At 42.4% G+C, this 17,233-nt stretch carries 16 protein-coding genes; 6 read left to right on the top strand and 10 right to left on the bottom strand.

Translation table 11 applies throughout. The features are described 5' to 3' along the window. Positions 1-103 precede the first annotated feature (103 nt). Genes ACEN9X_RS07780 through ACEN9X_RS07770 form a run of 3 tightly spaced genes read left to right on the top strand, consistent with a single transcriptional unit; the run spans position 104 to position 4,315 of the window. Positions 104-1,966, top strand: a complete 1,863-nt coding sequence (locus ACEN9X_RS07780) for a prolyl oligopeptidase family serine peptidase (protein WP_413669833.1) — start codon at positions 104-106, stop codon at positions 1,964-1,966. Positions 1,967-1,972: 6 nt separating this feature from the next. Continuing rightward, positions 1,973-3,619, top strand: a complete 1,647-nt coding sequence (locus ACEN9X_RS07775; protein ID WP_413669832.1) for a sensor histidine kinase — start codon at positions 1,973-1,975, stop codon at positions 3,617-3,619. Between the two features lie 3 nt (positions 3,620-3,622). Then, a complete protein-coding gene (locus ACEN9X_RS07770) occupies positions 3,623-4,315 on the top strand; it encodes a response regulator transcription factor (protein ID WP_413669831.1) in 693 nt (230 codons plus the stop codon). 139 nt (positions 4,316-4,454) lie between these two features. Here ACEN9X_RS07770 and ACEN9X_RS07765 read toward each other — a convergent pair whose 3' ends face one another. From ACEN9X_RS07765 to ACEN9X_RS07740, 6 genes are all read right to left on the bottom strand, one after another. After that, on the bottom strand, positions 4,455-5,078 hold the full coding sequence (locus tag ACEN9X_RS07765; RefSeq protein WP_413669830.1) for a class I SAM-dependent methyltransferase: 624 nt from the start codon (positions 5,076-5,078) through the stop codon (positions 4,455-4,457). Between the two features lie 3 nt (positions 5,079-5,081). Beyond that, positions 5,082-5,972 carry a hypothetical protein gene (locus tag ACEN9X_RS07760; RefSeq protein WP_413669829.1) on the bottom strand — a complete coding sequence of 297 codons (891 nt, stop codon included), beginning with the start codon at positions 5,970-5,972 and terminating at the stop codon, positions 5,082-5,084. A gap of 32 nt (positions 5,973-6,004) precedes the next feature. Then, on the bottom strand, positions 6,005-7,294 hold the full coding sequence (locus ACEN9X_RS07755) for a metallophosphoesterase (RefSeq protein WP_413669828.1): 1,290 nt from the start codon (positions 7,292-7,294) through the stop codon (positions 6,005-6,007). A 15-nt stretch (positions 7,295-7,309) separates the two neighbouring features. Then, on the bottom strand, positions 7,310-8,815 hold the full coding sequence (locus ACEN9X_RS07750) for a sigma 54-interacting transcriptional regulator (protein WP_413669827.1): 1,506 nt from the start codon (positions 8,813-8,815) through the stop codon (positions 7,310-7,312). 82 nt (positions 8,816-8,897) lie between these two features. Continuing rightward, positions 8,898-9,995: a vWA domain-containing protein gene (locus ACEN9X_RS07745; RefSeq protein ID WP_110585920.1), complete on the bottom strand. Its 1,098-nt coding sequence runs from the start codon at positions 9,993-9,995 to the stop codon at positions 8,898-8,900. Positions 9,996-10,165: 170 nt separating this feature from the next. Continuing rightward, entirely contained in the window at positions 10,166-11,044 is an 879-nt protein-coding gene (locus ACEN9X_RS07740; protein ID WP_413669826.1) for a carbohydrate kinase family protein, read from the bottom strand. A 156-nt stretch (positions 11,045-11,200) separates the two neighbouring features. On the opposite strand from ACEN9X_RS07740, the gene ACEN9X_RS07735 reads away from it, so the two are divergent. Both ACEN9X_RS07735 and ACEN9X_RS07730 read left to right on the top strand, forming a co-directional pair. After that, positions 11,201-11,620 carry a YybH family protein gene (locus tag ACEN9X_RS07735; protein WP_413669825.1) on the top strand — a complete coding sequence of 140 codons (420 nt, stop codon included), beginning with the start codon at positions 11,201-11,203 and terminating at the stop codon, positions 11,618-11,620. A gap of 62 nt (positions 11,621-11,682) precedes the next feature. After that, a complete protein-coding gene (locus ACEN9X_RS07730) occupies positions 11,683-12,165 on the top strand; it encodes an adenylyltransferase/cytidyltransferase family protein (protein WP_413669824.1) in 483 nt (160 codons plus the stop codon). A gap of 337 nt (positions 12,166-12,502) precedes the next feature. Here ACEN9X_RS07730 and ACEN9X_RS07725 read toward each other — a convergent pair whose 3' ends face one another. From ACEN9X_RS07725 to hemW, 4 genes are all read right to left on the bottom strand, one after another. After that, positions 12,503-13,384 carry a cupin-like domain-containing protein gene (locus tag ACEN9X_RS07725; protein WP_413669823.1) on the bottom strand — a complete coding sequence of 294 codons (882 nt, stop codon included), beginning with the start codon at positions 13,382-13,384 and terminating at the stop codon, positions 12,503-12,505. Positions 13,385-13,511: 127 nt separating this feature from the next. Further along, complete coding sequence (locus tag ACEN9X_RS07720; protein ID WP_413669822.1) at positions 13,512-14,390, bottom strand: cupin-like domain-containing protein; 879 nt, start codon at positions 14,388-14,390, stop codon at positions 13,512-13,514. A 207-nt stretch (positions 14,391-14,597) separates the two neighbouring features. Beyond that, positions 14,598-15,143 carry a fasciclin domain-containing protein gene (locus ACEN9X_RS07715; RefSeq protein ID WP_413669821.1) on the bottom strand — a complete coding sequence of 182 codons (546 nt, stop codon included), beginning with the start codon at positions 15,141-15,143 and terminating at the stop codon, positions 14,598-14,600. Positions 15,144-15,256: 113 nt separating this feature from the next. Next, a complete protein-coding gene (gene hemW, locus ACEN9X_RS07710; RefSeq protein WP_413669820.1) occupies positions 15,257-16,378 on the bottom strand; it encodes a radical SAM family heme chaperone HemW in 1,122 nt (373 codons plus the stop codon). Between the two features lie 98 nt (positions 16,379-16,476). Between hemW and ACEN9X_RS07705 the strand changes: the two genes are divergently transcribed. Next, on the top strand, positions 16,477-17,181 hold the full coding sequence (locus tag ACEN9X_RS07705) for a hypothetical protein (RefSeq protein WP_413669819.1): 705 nt from the start codon (positions 16,477-16,479) through the stop codon (positions 17,179-17,181). The last annotated feature ends 52 nt before the right edge of the window (positions 17,182-17,233 follow it).

The raw sequence follows: 17,233 nt of genomic DNA, 5'->3' as shown, positions 1-17,233 counted from the left end.
ATAGTGACATCTTGATAACATCGAACTTATTTATCTAATTTGACTCAATTAATAAAATAGGGTACTTGTAACTATGCTGGGCCGGGTCAGATTTTTTCTTATTGTGAGTTGCATCATTGCTTTCTTTTCCTGCAGCAGGAATAAGATAAGGCAAATACCTATTATTGACTTTTTTAAAACACCCGAAAGGAGTTTTTACCGTATTTCGCCCGATGGTAAATATGTATCATACCTTAAGCCATTTAAGGATAAGCAAAACATTTTTATACAATCATTGGCCGATGGGAGGGAACGGATGGTTACCCAATTTGAAGATTACTCTATCAGGGGCGATTATTTCTGGACATATAATAACCAGCTTGTTTTTTCGCAGGACCTCATTGCTACCGATTCGGTTAAAATGTATGCCTTTGATGTGGCTACCAATAAAAGCCGGATTATATTATCGCTCGGTAATGTGAGAATAGGCCTGGTAAACCGCAACCGGCAGCAACCAGATATTATCACCATTAAAACCAATGAGCGTGATCCTGGCAATTTTGATGTTTATCGCCTCAACGTAAAAACCGGCGAAATGAGGACTTACCTGCTTAACCCTGGTAATATTACTGAATGGTTTGCAGATGCCGATGGCCGGATCAGGTTGGAGAGGGCATCAGATGGGGTTAACGAAACCATCTTATTTCGGTCGGATGAGGATAAGCCTTTTAAGCCTATTATCGAAAATAATTTTAAGAATGCGGTAAGGCCTATAGCTTTTACGGGCGTTAAAAATTATTTCTACGCGCTATCAAACGTAAACCGCGACAAGACGGCCCTGGTTGAGATCAATGCAGAGGATGGTAAGGAAGAGCGGATAATTTTTAGCTGCAATAAAGCGGATATTACCAGTTTTGAGTATTCGAAAAATAAACACCGGATAGAATTTACCGGCTGGGATGAGGCTAAACCACGCAAGCATTTTCTGGCGCCTGATGTTGAGCAGATGTACCAAACTATTCAGCAACAGCTTAAAGGTAATGAGATCAGGGTAGTTGACCGCGACAGCTCCGAGAATAAATTTATCCTCAATACTTATACCGACCGCACCCCCGGGTCATATTATCTTTTTGAAAAAAACACCGGCAAGCTAACCAAGCTAAGCGATATCAACTCAAGCCTTGTACCGGCCGAGTTATGTGCCATGAAACCTATATCGTACCATGCACGTGATGGCTTGCTGATAAATGGTTATTTAACCCTGCCCCGGGGTGATAAAACTGAAAACTACCCCGTAGTAGTTATGCCCCATGATGGCCCATGGGGGCGTGATACCTGGGGGTATGACGATCAGGTACAGTTTTTAGCCAACCGTGGTTATGCCGTGTTCCAGGTTAATTACCGGGGCTCAACAGGCTATGGCAAAGCTTTTCGCAGTGCGGGGTATAAACAGGTAGGCGGCAAAATTCAGGATGATATTACCGATGGGGTACACTGGCTTATTGATACCAAAGTTGCAAACCCTAAAAAGATCGCCATTTTTGGCGGTCGTTTTGGCGGCTTTTCGGCACTTTACGGGGTGTCATTTCATCCTGAACTATACAGTTGTGCTGTGGTACAATACGGGCTCATCAACTTTTTTACCTATATCAAAGATGCACCGCCGTTTGTTAAGCCCTATTTAAAAATGACCTACGAAATGGTTGGCAACCCCGAAACAGATGCCGACCAGTTAAGGGCCATATCGCCTGTTTTTCATACCGATAAAATTAAGGTACCTTTAATTATATTCCAGGGTGCTAAAGATCAGCGGGCCAATATCAGCGAGCTTAACCAGTTTGTACGTGAGCTGCGCAAACGCAACGTTGATGTGAAATACTTTTTAAAACCCAATGAACGTGCATATTTCAGAAGCGAGCATAACCGTATGGAAATGTATGCCGAAATAGAGAAGTTTTTGGAAAAGAATATGCGCGTTAAACCATAAGCCGACATGGCAGTACAGAAAAACGCTTATCGGCAAAATTTTACTTTGATCACCATTTTCCTGGTGTTCATATCCATAACTTTTGTGGTAGCCTTGTTTATATCTTATAACCTTACCGCCAAATACGTTGAAAATGAGTTTGCTTCAAAAAAGATAGAAGTATTGGAGCAAACCATTAAACCTTACAACGAGTTTTTTCAGAATAAAATTCCCGAGATTACCTCATACCAGGGTTTCCTCGACTCGGCATCGGCAGGTAAATACGCGGCCTCTGTTTTTCATGATTATAGCTTTGTACGCCGGGTTATTTTTTATGATGCCCTCATTGGCGGCACAACAAACATGACTGTGCGCAAAAATAATTTGAGCATAGCGGCTAAAGCGGTTTACCAGTACTGGCACGTTAATAATAAGGTTTACGGAGCAGAACAACGGAGAACTGCCAATGAGGATGATTTCAGGGAGATGGCCATTAAGCTGAGTAATTATGTTGCCTTTTCCGATACCTCCCGGGTATCAAGCCAGGATGAGCTTTTTAAGGCTTTTTGGGATGTAAAGCCTGATAAGATCAGTTATACCAATATCTTGCGCCGCGAGGATGTACGCATTTATCGTGATATGCAAATGCAGGGTAACAGCAAGGGAGCTTCATACAAGCAAAATATGATGACTTTTTACCTCGACCCATACCTGATGAAGGTAAAAAATACGCACCCCGAACTTTATGAAAATGTTTCGATAACACCCGTTGTTTATGACCCTATCGACAGTGAGGGTGATAAGCTGATTACGGAGGTGTCGTTCCCTGGAGCTTTTTCTGATTATAAGCTGTTCTTCAGTTCGGCACAGGGGTATTTAACTGCCGAAATTAACCGTCGTTTTATGCCCATTGGGGCCATTGTGCTGTTAATGACCTTGTTTTTAATGCTGATAGGCTGGCTTATTTACCGCAACCTTAATGTTAATATGAAGCTTTTTAAGCTTCAGTATGATTTTATTAACAACTTCACCCACGAGTTTAAAACACCTGTAAGCGTAATTAAAATTGCAGGCTCCAACTTACGCGGCGATGGCGAACTTACCGAGAGGCAACGCCGCCATTATGGTAAAATATTGGATGAAGAAGCTGATAAGCTCAACGAGCTCATGAACAAACTGCTTTCCTTTACACAGATTGAAAATAAATCCATTACTTTAAAAGAGGAAGAGATTGATATAGAGAATTTTATTAGCCGGTATATTGATACCTTTAAAATTAAGTATGCCGACTTTAAAATTAAATTTAAAATAAACGGGGTTGAAACTTTTTACACCGATCCGGTATTATTAGGAAGTGTTTTCCAGAATCTTATTGAAAATGCCTATAAATATTCGCACCCTCAGCAAAAAGAATTGTTTATCACCATTTCGCATGAAAGGCGCAATATTGTGTTTTCATTTGCTGATAAGGGGATAGGGATACCAAAAAATGAATTAAATAACGTTTTTAAAAAGTTTTACAGGATAGAAAATCAATACAACCAAAACGGGAGCGTTGGCCTGGGTTTGGCATTTTGTAAAGAACTGGTTAATTTTATGAACGGTGACATCACTGTTTACAGTAAGGTTAACGAAGGTTCGGAATTTATAGTTACGCTTCCATACGAAAATTAAGATATGAACAAAGAAATTAAAATTGCGCTGGTTGAAGATGACGAGAACCTGCGTTTCCTGGTTGCAGAGCGTTTGCAATCAGAAGGTTACAAAGTACTGGAAGCCGGCAATGGTAATGATGCTGAAGCCATGATCCTGGCCGATCAGCCCGATATTGTACTGTTGGATTGGATGTTGCCGGGCAAGCCAGGCTCGGAAGTTTGCGCAAATATCCGTGAAAAAGGGTTTGATAAGCTCATCATTATGATGACCGCCAAGGCCCAGGATGTTGACAAAATTGAAGCTTACAACTTCGGCGTTTCTGATTATATCACTAAGCCTTACAATATGGATGTGCTGGTGGCTATGATCGAAAATAAGATCAAATTTTCGCTTAACAGCGAAAAACCTGAGTCATATCGTTTTGCCAACATGGAGCATCTACCTAACACGCACCTGCTTATCCGCGATGGTCGTAAGATAGAGTTGACCATCCTCGAAAACAGGATTCTCCTTTACTTCCTCAAAAACAAAAACAAGGTCATAAACCGCGAAGAACTGATGATGGAAGTTTGGGGTTACAATGCCGATGTAAACACCCGCACCCTGGATATGCACATAGTACGTCTGCGTAAAAAAATCGAAACCAATGCCGATTCGCCGCAGTACTTACAAACCGTAAGAGGGATAGGATATAAGTTTGTTTATAATCAGTAGTTTCAGTTTGCAGTTCTAAGCGGGCAGTTTGCAGGCCTTTAAAACCATGTCATTGCGAGCGCAGCGTGGCAACCGCACGTAGGTACAACCGCCTTGTATAGCATGCGATTGCTTTGTCGTCCTCCTCGCAATGACATTTTCAAGATATTCGCCTGTACACCCTCGCCACAATAAAATCTCCGAAAAAGGTTTTATCCTCAATTACGCTATACCCGGCGGTACTAAAACGCTTTTCAATGGCTGGTAACCTGCTGGCTTCTATACCGCAAAGCAGCCTGAAAAAAACAAACATGCTTTGGAGCATTACATTTTGCCACCAGCGACCGGTTAATTGAAAATCAGCATTAAGCCACAGCCCGTTTGGTTTGAGCAGGTTGTGCGAATGATAAAAAACGTTGTCTACCGTTTCATCCACAAAATTATCGAACAAAAAGGGCGTGACTACTACATCAAAACCTGCGAGAAGCCTTACGTTTTCAACGGCATCGTTAACAAAGGTAACCGTGTTTTCACCGGTGTGCCTTTTCTGCGAGAGGGCAGTCATATTAGCCGAAATTTCGACATAGGTAATATCTAAGCCTGATGGATGTATTTTGGCGAGTTCTTCCAGTATCCAGCCTGTGCCGCCACCAGCTATGAGTATTTTACTTTTGGGTGGAATAAAGCCTAATAAATATACCTGCGCGTTTATTAACGCCCGGCCATATACCAATCTTGAAAGCCGATCATAAAACCATGCCGAGTTGTTATAATTGGCAGCCATGTTTTAATGAAGGAAGTATTTAAGAGCATTGAAGGTAACTACAATAACATACTGTAAAATCAGCACGCCATCCATATAAAAAAAGTAGTAATACTCATTCTTTTCCCAGGCCGATTTAAAAATGAGCCAACCCGTAAGGAACATGGTAAGTGTGAGTGCAAAAAAATCAAGACTAAAGCCGTTTTGCCTGAACAGGAACATCAGCACAATATATCCGGCAAGCAGCACCTGGCAAAACAAATAAGCATTTTTTTCGCCCCAAACTACCGGGATGGTTTTTAAGCCCACTTTACGGTCATCAAAAAGATCGCGGATATCAAAGGGTATTGTTAGTGCACCTATAAATAAAAAGCGCTTGGCTATGAGAATGGTAGTATCGCGCATACTGATATCGGTGAGATGGTTATGCATCGACTCCAATACCGGGAACAACACGCAGCTCATTGTCCACACCAGCGTTATTAAAAAAGGCTTCAGACCGGGGATATTTCGCAGGCCAAATTTATGATCGCCAACGGTAAACAGGGGCAAACCATAACCAAACGAAAGGATGCTAAGGAATATAAGAAGGATCTTTGATTCAGTTGTGATTATAAAGAATAGTGGGATTAGCGACAGCAGCGAGACAATGGTAAACGTTACCATGAGCCTGTAGTGTGCAAAAAACCATCGTACCCTTTTATAGGGTGACCTTTGAGGCTTGGCCGGCCGGGTGATGAGGATACAGAAATTGTAAATGCCCAGGGTTGATGTAAATAACAAGCCCAATACAGGGAATACTGGTTTTGACCCTATTAAATGAAATGTTAGCAAGGCTTGTGCTACAGCACAAAGCGACATGAAAATATTACTGAAGAGCAGAAAATCTAATACAGACTGTAGTAATTTCTTCATCGGTAATGGGGCGCAGTATATGCCTGGATCTTTTAAGAAATCGGTAGCGACGGATCGTGGCCTGCTTTTAATGTAAATATCGTAATCTCCGGCAATATTCCAACCCTGCCGGTTAAGCCAACAAAGCCAAAGCCAACATTAACATATAATTGTTGCATATTTTCCTGATAATGGCCTGCCCACTCCTTATAAACATAGCTAATAGGGCTATACTGAAAATGTTCGGTACGTACACCAAACTGCATGCCGTGGGTATGGCCCGCAAACATGGCATCAATCTGCGGGTACTTAGGTAATACCTCGGCCCGCCAGTGGGATGGATCATGCGAAAGCAGAAGCTTTACCGGTAGGTCATCTGTATTTTTAACGGCCAGGTCCATACGTCCATATTTAGGGAAGCGGCTGTATTCGCTCCAGTTTTCAATACCTAAGATGCCTATTTCCTCTCCATTTACTTTGAGTCGGCGGTTTTCGTTCCTGAGCAGGTCCCAGCCCATGTTTTTGTGAGTGGCTATCAAATCGTCATGGTTTTTCTTTTTAGCTGCAGGAGAATCCCAATCGCCATAGTCGCCATAATCATGGTTACCAAGCGTAGAAAAAACACCAAGAGGTGCTTTTACCTTGCTGAAAATATCCTGGTAATCGCTCATTTCGCTTGCCTCACCGTTAACCAAATCGCCGGTGAAAAAAATGAGATCAGTTTTTTCCTTCAACAGCATTTCAACGCCGCCAAGCACTGCTTTTTTGTTATAGAAACTACCTGAATGAATATCTGAGATCTGCCCTATCCTTAACCCATCAAAAGCCTTTGGCAGGTTGGGCAGGTACATGGTTTGATAAAGTACATGATAGTCGTACGATGCTCTTGGCATGGCACTTTTAATGGCGGCTAATGGAACAGCAGCAGCAAGTAATCCGGCCTTTAACAGAAACTCCGAACGGGGGATGGTATCGGTGGTAGCAGCAGTTTCTTTATTGGTGGCGGTGGCAGGAGCAGTTGCAGTTTTCTTTCGTTTTAAAGTAATTTTTCGTCTGATATCATCGGCAAAAATGAACAGTATAAAAGTGAATTTGCAAATGAGCAGGATAAACGTAATCAATAAACAGGCTGCACGTACGCCAGTACCGGCTATGGTAATATAGCCGCCTGTTAAGAGCGCAGCTACAGTAAGGGCCGATGTTGTCCAATAAAAAATGGCGAATGCTTTTGATTGAAGCAGTCGCCATTTTTGGAATGCGCCGCGGATTCCGTGTAAAACATACCGGTCCGTCAGCAGCTCAATTATGATCCAGAATAAAATACTCAGCGCTTTAAAAATCATACCAGCGCCGTATATTTAGTATCTGTCGTCGTCAATATCCAGGTCGTCATCATCGGGCTGCAAGTTAAATAAACTATTAAACATATCCGAAAACGCGAAGCCATTATCAAGGAAACCTTTGTTCAGTTGTGAAAACTCCGACAGGCCGTGAAGTACAAATTCCATCAGCAGCAATTGCTGACTTTCGCTTAAACGCGGGTGGATCTTTTTAACCAGGTCTTTCAAACCGGCAACCTCTTCCAGGGCTTTTTTGTACTCCTGCATTGGCATATCATCAACCAAAGCTACATTGTTGCCATCGCCAAACCAGTTAATGATGGCTGCATATGGATTAGGGGCTTTAGCTTTCTTGGCCTTTTCAGGGTCAGGGAAAAATGAGAGTAATAAGCTTTTGATCGCTTTGCCAATCAGGATGTTGGCCACTTTACCCGGCCCTTCCAGCTCACCCTCGTAAACCAGCTCAATTTTACCGGTAATGGCCGGGATTACGCCTAAAAAGTCGGTGATACGTACAAAGGTTGTTTTTTCGTGGTTGATGATCATCCTGCGCTCGGCATTGCTGATCAGATTTTCATAAGCCGAAATAGTTAAACGTGCCGATACGCCCGATTTTTTATCGATGTATTCTGAATTGCGGGCTTCAAAAGCAATCTGCTCAACCAGGTTTTTCACTAATCCATCAGCCTCAATAGCTATACGCTGATCATCGGTAAGCGATGCTTCCTGCTGGGTGATCTTACGTGAAATTTCAACAGAACGCGGGTAGTGCGTCAGGATCTGGCTTTCGATACGGTCTTTAAGCGGTGTAACTATCGAACCACGGTTGGTATAATCTTCAGGGTTAGCGGTAAATACAAACTGGATATCCAGCGGTAAACGCAATTTAAAACCACGGATCTGGATATCTTTTTCCTGCAGGATGTTGAACAGCGACACCTGGATCCGGGCTTGTAAGTCGGGCAGCTCGTTGATAACAAATATACCACGGTGTGCACGCGGAATTAATCCGAAGTGGATCACACGCTCGTCAGAGTAAGTCAATTTCAAAGTAGCTGCCTTAATCGGGTCAACATCGCCAATTAAATCAGCAACAGTAACATCAGGCGTAGCCAGTTTTTCGGTATAACGCTCAGAGCGGTGGATCCAGCCGATAGGGGTATCATCACCTTTTTCAGTAATGATACTGTGCCCAAACCACGAAATAGGGTTGTAAGGGTCATCAAACAATTCTGATCCTTCAATATATGGAATATACTCGTCAAGCAGGTTAACCAACAGGCGGGCAATACGGGTTTTAGCCTGGCCACGCAAGCCTAACAATAAAATGTTATGGCGCGACAGGATAGCAGTTTGCAGGTCGGGAATAACAGTATCTTCAAAACCTATGATGCCTTCAAAACCACCTTCGCGTTTTTTAAGCTGTTCAATAAGGTTAGCACGTAATTCATCTTTAACCGAACGGCTCTTGTAGCCCGTTTGCTTTAACTGGCCGAGGGTTTTAATATCTAATAATTTACTCATTCGTTTGTTATGATTTCACCGATGTTTTATGATTCCACCGATTGATTTTGTTTTAATACTCCCCCTTTAGGGGGCTGGGGGGCTAACGAACAGTCTTTCGTCTGTTCCTGATGTAATCCTCAAAAATATATTCACCAAGGCCGTTCAGGGAGCTGTAAAATGCTTTGCCTCCATTGGTTTCTGTGAATTTACGAACAAACTGCTGCAAATAAGGGTCTTTGGCTATCATAAATGTGGTGATAGGTATTTTTAACCGTTTACATTGAGCAGCCATGTTAAGGGTTTTGTTAACCACTTTCCTGTCCAACCCAATACTGTTTTTATAATACCTGGTACCTTCCTTTAAGCAGGTTGGCTTGCCATCGGTGATCATAAAAATTTGTTTGTTGTGGGTTTTACGGCGGCGGAGCAGATCGGTAGCCAGTTCCAGACCCGCGTAGGTATTGGTATGGTACGGGCCTACCTGTAAATAAGGCAGGTCCTGCAAGGTGATAGGCCATGCATCGTTACCAAAAACAACTATATCCAATGTATCCTTAGGGTATTTTGTACGGATGAGCTCGGCGAGGGCCATGGCCACTTTCTTGGCCGGGGTGATCCTGTCTTCGCCATAAAGGATCATGGAATGCGAAATATCGATCATGAGCACGGTTGAAGTAAGGGTTTTATAGTCCATTTCCTCTACTTCAAGGTCGCGCTCGGTCATCATAAAATCGCCGATGCCGTGGTTAACCTGGGCGTTATGGATAGACTGGGTCATATCTATCTGGTCAAGACTGTCACCAAACTCAAATTCGCGGCGTTCGGCATTTTTTTCATCCCCCTGGCCTGATTGCGGAGAGCGGTGATTGCCTTTGCCTGATTTTTTTAGTTTGCCAAAAATCTCTTCCAGGGCTGATTGCCTGATGCTTTGCTCCGTTTTTGCGGTGATCTTAAACTCGCCGTTCTGATTGTCCTCATCAAGATAGCCTTTTTGCTTCAGCTCATCGATGAAATCGCCCATGCCATAATCATCGTTGGTGAGGTTGTATTGTTTATCGAGTTCGTTAAGCCAGGCTAAAGCTTCGCCGGCATCGCCCGATGTATAGTTGAGCAACTCGAGGAATAATTTCAATAATTCGTCAAATCCGCCTTTAGGGATTTGGTTGGGCTTAAATTTGGAAAATCCAAAACCGCGCATATTTTGTCCTTTCTGTACATAAAGGAACGGAATATTTTTATGAAAAGTTTTGCTATGAGAGTGATAAAGTAAATTGTTAGGTAAGTATGACAATTAGATTTTTGATTTCGGATGTTCGATTTCGGATTTATTTTTAATAACAGCAGCAGCGTATTAAACCAAATCCGAAATTAAAGATATGCCAAGCTATTCAGCAATTCAGGCGGATAAACCGGGTTTGCGCCGCGCTGGCTGGCTACGTATGAGCCTACTGAACAGGCTTTATCAACCACCTGCTGCATAGGTTTGCCTGAAAGAAGACCGGATACAAAAGTTGCCAGGAAGGCATCGCCGGCACCTACAGTGTCAGCTACTTTTACGGGGCAGCCGGGGCTGTCATAAAATTCATGATCGTGCCATACCAGTGCACCATGCTCACCGCGGGTTACGCAAATGGTTTGACTATGGTATTTTGAACGAAACTCGCCAATTTGATCACGCAGAGAAGCACTGCTACCACCGATGAGCAAATTAGCCTCTTCCTCGTTCATTTTCACAACATCGGCACGGGCAACCAGGGTTTCAATAGTTGATAATGTATAATGCGGCGGACGAAGGTTTACATCAAATACCTTTAATGCCGGGGTTTCATCAAGCAGGTTTAACAATGTTTCGCGGGTGGTAACAGTACGGCAAGCCAAACTGCCAAACACAATGGCCCGGGCCGCCTGGGCTGCCTTGGTGAGTGCGGTCGATGGTTGTATGTTATCCCATGAAACAGGTTGTGGAATAATATAAGTGGCGGTGTTGGTTTCATCAAGTTGTACAGTAACCTCGCAGGTTGGAAATTCATCGTCCTGCTGGATCAGGTCTGAATACAGGTCGTTGCTTTTTAAAAAGCCTATTAATGCGTCGCCGGAGTTGTCCATACCAACTGAGCTTGCAAAAGTTGTTTTTACGCCTTGTTGTACCAAATGCCTGGCCACATTCATAGGCGCACCGCCGGCTTTTTTTCCATCGCCAAAAGCATCCCATAAAACTTCGCCAAAACTCAATACCTGATTTCCCATAGTTATTTGTTTTTAGTGTCGATGAAATCCAAATATACTGTATTGTCTTAACCGGAATTAATTGAATTGAAGAATTAATTGAATTTTTTCTTTTTAATTCTGTTAATTCGGGCAATTCTTAAAATTCAGGTTCAGACAAAAGGCTATCTTTATTATATGAGAAAATTATTACTGAGTTTTGTGTTTATGCTCGTAGCTGTGTATTGTTTTGCGCAGGACAGGCAAGCCATCCTGAAAGTAATGCACACACAGGAAGAGGCCTGGAACCGGGGCAATATTGAGGAGTTTATGACAACCTACTGGAAATCAGATTCGCTGGTTTTTGTAGGGAAAACAGCTCCTACATACGGCTGGCAAACAACACTTGAACACTATAAGCAAACATATCCTGATAAAGCTGCTATGGGGCAGCTCACTTTTGATATTATACAAATAAAGGTACTTGATAAAACCAACGCCTTTGTTTTAGGCGGATGGAAGCTAACCCGGGAAAAGGATGCTCCCGGAGGGTATTTTACGTTGTGGTTCAGGAAGATTAAGGGCGAGTGGAAGATAGTTTGCGACCATACTTCGTGATGAGATTAGTGGTTGGAGATAAGAGATTAAATAAAAACGAGGTGCTGATTTAATACTGCTGCATGAAAAGAGGTTTGATCATTGGAAAGTTTTTGCCGCTGCATATTGGGCACATGACTTTGATAAGTTATGCCCTTGAACACTGTGATGAGCTTATAATAGTCATTGGTGCCAGTGATGATGAGCCTATTGCAGGCGATGTGCGGCTTGACTGGCTCAAAAAAACATACGCGGATAATGATAAGGTTAAACCTGTGTTATTAAGCTATGATGAGGCGATGTTACCGGGTGCCGGCGATTCGATAGAAAACATGTCGAGGCTTTGGGCCAGCTATCTAAAAAAGAACTTACCGCATATTGATGTGATATTTGCATCCGAGGCTTACGGCGCTTATATGGGCCGCTTTCTGGATTGCGAAAGTGTTATTTACGATGAGCCCTGCAAAGTTGTGCCCGTCGCGGCTGCAAGGATCAGGGAAGAGCCTAATTTATACCCGCATCTTTTACCTGAGGCTGTTAAGGAATATTATAAAAAACAGGCTTAATAAACAAAAACAGGCTGTATCATAAATCATGATCAGCCTGTTTTGTTCTTATTCGGATGCTCAAGCAATATCATTTGGGGTTGGATTGACTCTACTAACAAAGGGGGGTTAACAGGGTTAACACAATTTAGGGTTAACATTTACTTATGTAGCTAACAATCAGTTAATTGAGTGTTTTTTTGCCAAAAAAAGTGTAAACCCCCCATTTTGTAATAAATATTATCGGCTAACCTTCAATTCATAGGTAACGCAACAGTAAGGGTGGGCAATTTGATTTATGATACAGCCTTTTTTTGTTTATGATTGGCTTAATGCTAAAAACTTAATACTTCCGACTTTAAAAAGGCTTTCCTGCTGCCAGCTCCCTATTAGCCCATTTAACAGCCAGGCCTTCACGGTATTTAGCATACTTACCTTTGAATACCATTTTCAGGGCGCTGTCTACACCTCCTTTAACGGCTAGGTTATACAAGCTTGCTGCTTTACGGCTTATGCTTGCATCCCAGGCACGAAGACTTAGCGAGTATGAACCATCAACATATTTCATCCAGTGCCAGTAGCCTGTAGGCATAAACAGGGTATCGCCATGTTCAAGAAATACCTCAATGCCTTCCACGCCGTCAAGCGCCGGGAATTTTTTAACATCGGGGTTTAGCACATCATAATCCTCCAAAGCATAGGTAGCATTAGGGATACAGTACAGGCGGCGTTTCCATTTGTTTTCAAACAGGATCACATGTTTGCGACCGCCAAAGTGAGTATGGAAAATATGCGGAAGATCAATATCATAATGTAAAAACGTAACCGAGTTTGAACCGCCGAAGAACATGGCAGGCATACTCTCTAAAAAACCGCCCATCAAATCTTTAGGTAATACAATGTCATCTAAAAGCTGCGGAGCCTGTTTGAAGATGTTGAAGAAAAAAATCCTTAATTCGGTTGGTTTGCTGCGAATGAGATCTATGTACTCATCAAAAGGCATTTCAGTTGCCGATGAATTGATGGGTTTCGACGGATCGGCCTTTGAGTTGTCATACAGCGGCACTATTTTGTTGCCAACAACCTGTTTTAAATATTCGGGCGTCCATTTTTCGCGGGCAGGCCAGCTTTTGGTAAGCCCTTTGATAACCAGCGGGCGACGAGGGTCTAAATAATTCTTCTTAAAGTCTTCGGGAGAAATATTTTCAACCGTATCGATCGGGTTAAGGATGAAGCACATATATAGTTTTATTACTTTAGGGGGTTATGCTAATTTTAAGTTAAAGTTACAATATTGTTCCTTAGTTATTTATAAGCATTCAAAATAACGAAATAAACCCCAAAGTAGTATAAACATATTCTCAATATTATGGTCTGCCGGTAGCAAGGGCATCATGAGCTCGTTTTATAGCGAGGTTCTCCTTCCAGTCCATATACTCCTTTTTGAAACGGGCTTTCATTATGTTGTCAAACTTGCGCTGTATGGTTAAGTTATACAGGCTTTTAGCTTTAATAGCCCATGATTTATCCCAGGCACGAAGCGATATCGAGAATGAACCCGTAAGGTATTTCATCCAGTGCCAGTAACCGGTAGGCATAAATAAGGTGTCGCCGTGCTCTAAAATAGCCTCCTGCCCTTCAACACCATCAAGCGCAGGGAATTTGGTAAAATCCGGGTTTTCGATATCATAATCTTCAAGAGCGTAGGTTGCAAACGGGATACAATACAGGCGTTCTGTCCATTTTTGGTCAAACAACATTACATGTTTGCGGCCATTAAAATGCGTGTGGAATATATGGGCAAGGTCGATATCGTAGTGTAAAAATGTTACTGAGCCTGCACCGCCGAAAAACATGTTGGGATATTTATCCAGGAAACCGCCCATTAAATCTGACGGTGAACGGTAATCGTCCAGCAGTTTTGGAGCATGCTTTATGGGGTCGAAAAGGAAGATCCTTAAGTCGGTAGGTTGTTTTTGAATGAGATCGATATAGTCGCCAAACTTCATTTCGGTTGCAGATGCATTGATAGCTTTGGATGGATCGGCCTTTGAACTATCATACAGCGGAACTGTTTGATCGCCAACGGTTTCTTTAATATATTCGAAAGTCCATTTTTGGAGGGCTGGCCAGCTTTCAGTCGCTTTACGGATTATAAGCGGTTTGCGCGGATTTAAGTAATTGTTAACAAAATCCTCTTTGCTTATATTGTCTACACTGTCAATAGGTGTAAGCTTTATACTCATTTTTACAAATTAATTAACGAGCAAAATTAATTCTTTGTAAAAAATATGTAAACAATTTGAGGCAATTTTGAAGTTTTAATGACAGTGGTTTTCAGTAGCGAGTAGCTGTTTTTATAAGTAGTATAGTAAAACAAAAAGAGCTGATAGTTATTAACTGCCAACTCTTTTCAAAAATTCTTTTGCTAACTGCAACTACAACTGCCAAACTTAATTTGGCATCAGCACCGCATTCACCACATGGATAACGCCGTTACTTTGAGCAACATCGGCAATGGTGATCCATGATTTACCTCCTTTTTCGTCAACAAGGTATAATTTGGCCCCTTGCGACATTACCGTTATGGTGCCGCCGCTTAGTGTACCTAATTCGGTTCTGCCTTTACCTTCTTTTACTTTGGTCAGCAAGTCGGCAGTACTTAGCTTGCCGGGTATTACATGGTAAGTTAAAGTTTTTATGAGGCCTGCTTTGTTAGCTGGTTTCATCAGGTTATCAACTGCGCCTGCCGGTAATTTGGCAAAAGCTTCATTAGTTGGCGCAAATACTGTATAAGGTCCTGCTGCTGATAGCGTTGGTGCAAGCCCCGCTGCTTTCACTGCATTTACAAGTGTAGTATGATCTTTTGAACCCGATGCGTTTTGCACAATGTTTTTAGCCGGAGACATAACTGCGCCGCCAACTGTTTTCTGAGCGTAAGCTTTTGGAGCAATGGCAAAAGCCAATAATGCAAAAGTAGCGATGATTAGTTTTTTCATAATTTATAATAGTCAGGATAAGTATCATTTAAAGATACGATTAGTAAAGCTAAACAGATTTAAACATCATTTTGCTTTGTAACAATGTATTGACTGTTACCAGGCAAATTGGTTTAAAAGAATAAGCCCGCCGCAATATGATCAGCGTATAACTTACCTGTTGCACTAAGATAAATAACATTATCTTTTTGTATAATCCATTCCCTGTCGAGAAACTCGGCTGCAGCTTTGAGCAATTCATCGGACGCGCCTTTGGCTATCTGGTTCAGTTTGATTAACTCAAGGCCCCAGATAGTGCGTAGCGAAGTCATGATATATTCATTCAGACGGTTAGCTTCAGTGAGCTCCTCGGTTTCTGCCGGTAGTTTCCCGGTTTCAAGCGCCTGCATGTATTTTGCGTTATTGGCAATGTTCCACTGCCGGGTATCGCCATTATAAGAATGCGCAGATGGGCCGATGCCTAAATATTTTACACCTTTCCAGTAATTGGAGTTGTGACGGGAGTATTGACCGGGTTTGCAAAAATTGGATATCTCATAATGTTCAAACTCGTGGGCCAGCATAGCATCCATTAGCACCATAAATTGTTCGGCACTTTGGAGCTCGTTCATGGGGGGCTGCTTTTTTTTGTTGATGAAAGCCGCCAGCGCGGTTTGCGGTTCAACGGTCATGGAATAGGTAGATACATGCGGAACGCTAAGTTCAAACACCTTATCCAGGTTTTGTTTCCATTTGCTATCGCTGAGCATGGGGTAGCCATAAATTAGGTCGACAGTAATGTTTTCAAAGCCGGCGTCCTGGGCACGCTTTACTGAAGCTTCGGCTTCCTGCCCGCGGTGCACACGGTTCATCCAAACCAAATCCTCATCAAAAAACGACTGGATCCCTATACTGAAGCGATTTACCGGTGTTTGTCTTAGTGCTTTGAGTTTGTCCGGTTTTAGATCATCGGGATTGGCCTCCAAAGTTATTTCGGCTGTAGATGATACGGTGTGCAGTTCGGTAATGGTATTGATGATGATGCTGATTTCATCGCCGTTTAAAACAGAAGGAGTACCCCCGCCAAAGTAAATGGTTTCGATAGTTTCGCCGTTCAGATAGCTTTTTTGCAGTTTGATTTCTTTAATCAAAGCATGCAGCATTTCATCCTTGTACTTTAATGATGTGCTGAAATGAAAATCGCAATAATGGCAAGCCTGCTTGCAAAAGGGAATGTGTATGTAGATGCCTGCCATGCGGCAAAGGTAATGCAATTATTTTTTGGCTAAAGCCGGTATTTGTGCAATAAGGGTTTACGCTTTCTGCTATCTTTAGTTACCAATTATCCTGAACAATGAACTTTAAACACGCTGTATTTTTTATCGTCCTGTTATCCAGCACTGTGGCCAGTAGTCAGGTACGTAACAAAGCTATCCAAATTAATATCAGTAAACTGTTAAATGCCCGCCCTGTAACAACAATTACTGGTGGTAAGTTGCAAACCTGGGTAACCGGTATTGATGGTGGCGGTAAAGGAGATGGTTACCTTACGGCGGCTGCAGCAAAACTTAATGGCGATAAAAACGCGCATGCTTTGCCGGATAATCCATTGATCCCGGCTAATTCATCTCATCCCGCAATATTACTTCACTATAAAAACGGAAAGGAAGGCAATCAAACCCGCAATATAGCTGGGGCGGATAGTTTTAGTTTTGATGTACCTCATAAAAAATATTCGGGTTTATATCTAAGCCTTACCAGTTCTGAAGGTTCTTCGCAGCTGCATATCAGGTTAACTTATACCGACGGCAGCGAAATCACGGATTTTCTCCTTCCCGACTATTATAATGATCTCCCAGAAAGTGACCCCAATTTAAGCTATGCTGTACATAACCTGGCCAAATGGGGGCCGGGAAATAAGATGACCGAAAATGATCATCATAATATTGATGTATTGAATATTCATCCTGATCCCGGGCGGGTTCTTAAAAAAGTTGCTGTAAGTAAAGATAAAGCCGGATACCTTGTGTTCTGGGCTGCTGCGGGTATTACGGAGTAATGTACTTTTAATTGATGATGTCTTTTGTGCCAATACCGTATTCTTGTGCAAA

This window comes from Mucilaginibacter sp. Mucisp86 (genome assembly GCF_047324315.1).
In the GTDB taxonomy this organism is placed as follows: Bacteria; Bacteroidota; Bacteroidia; order Sphingobacteriales; family Sphingobacteriaceae; genus Mucilaginibacter.
The sequence above is the reverse complement of the archived record's forward strand: the minus strand, read 5'-3'. Positions and strand labels throughout refer to the sequence as shown.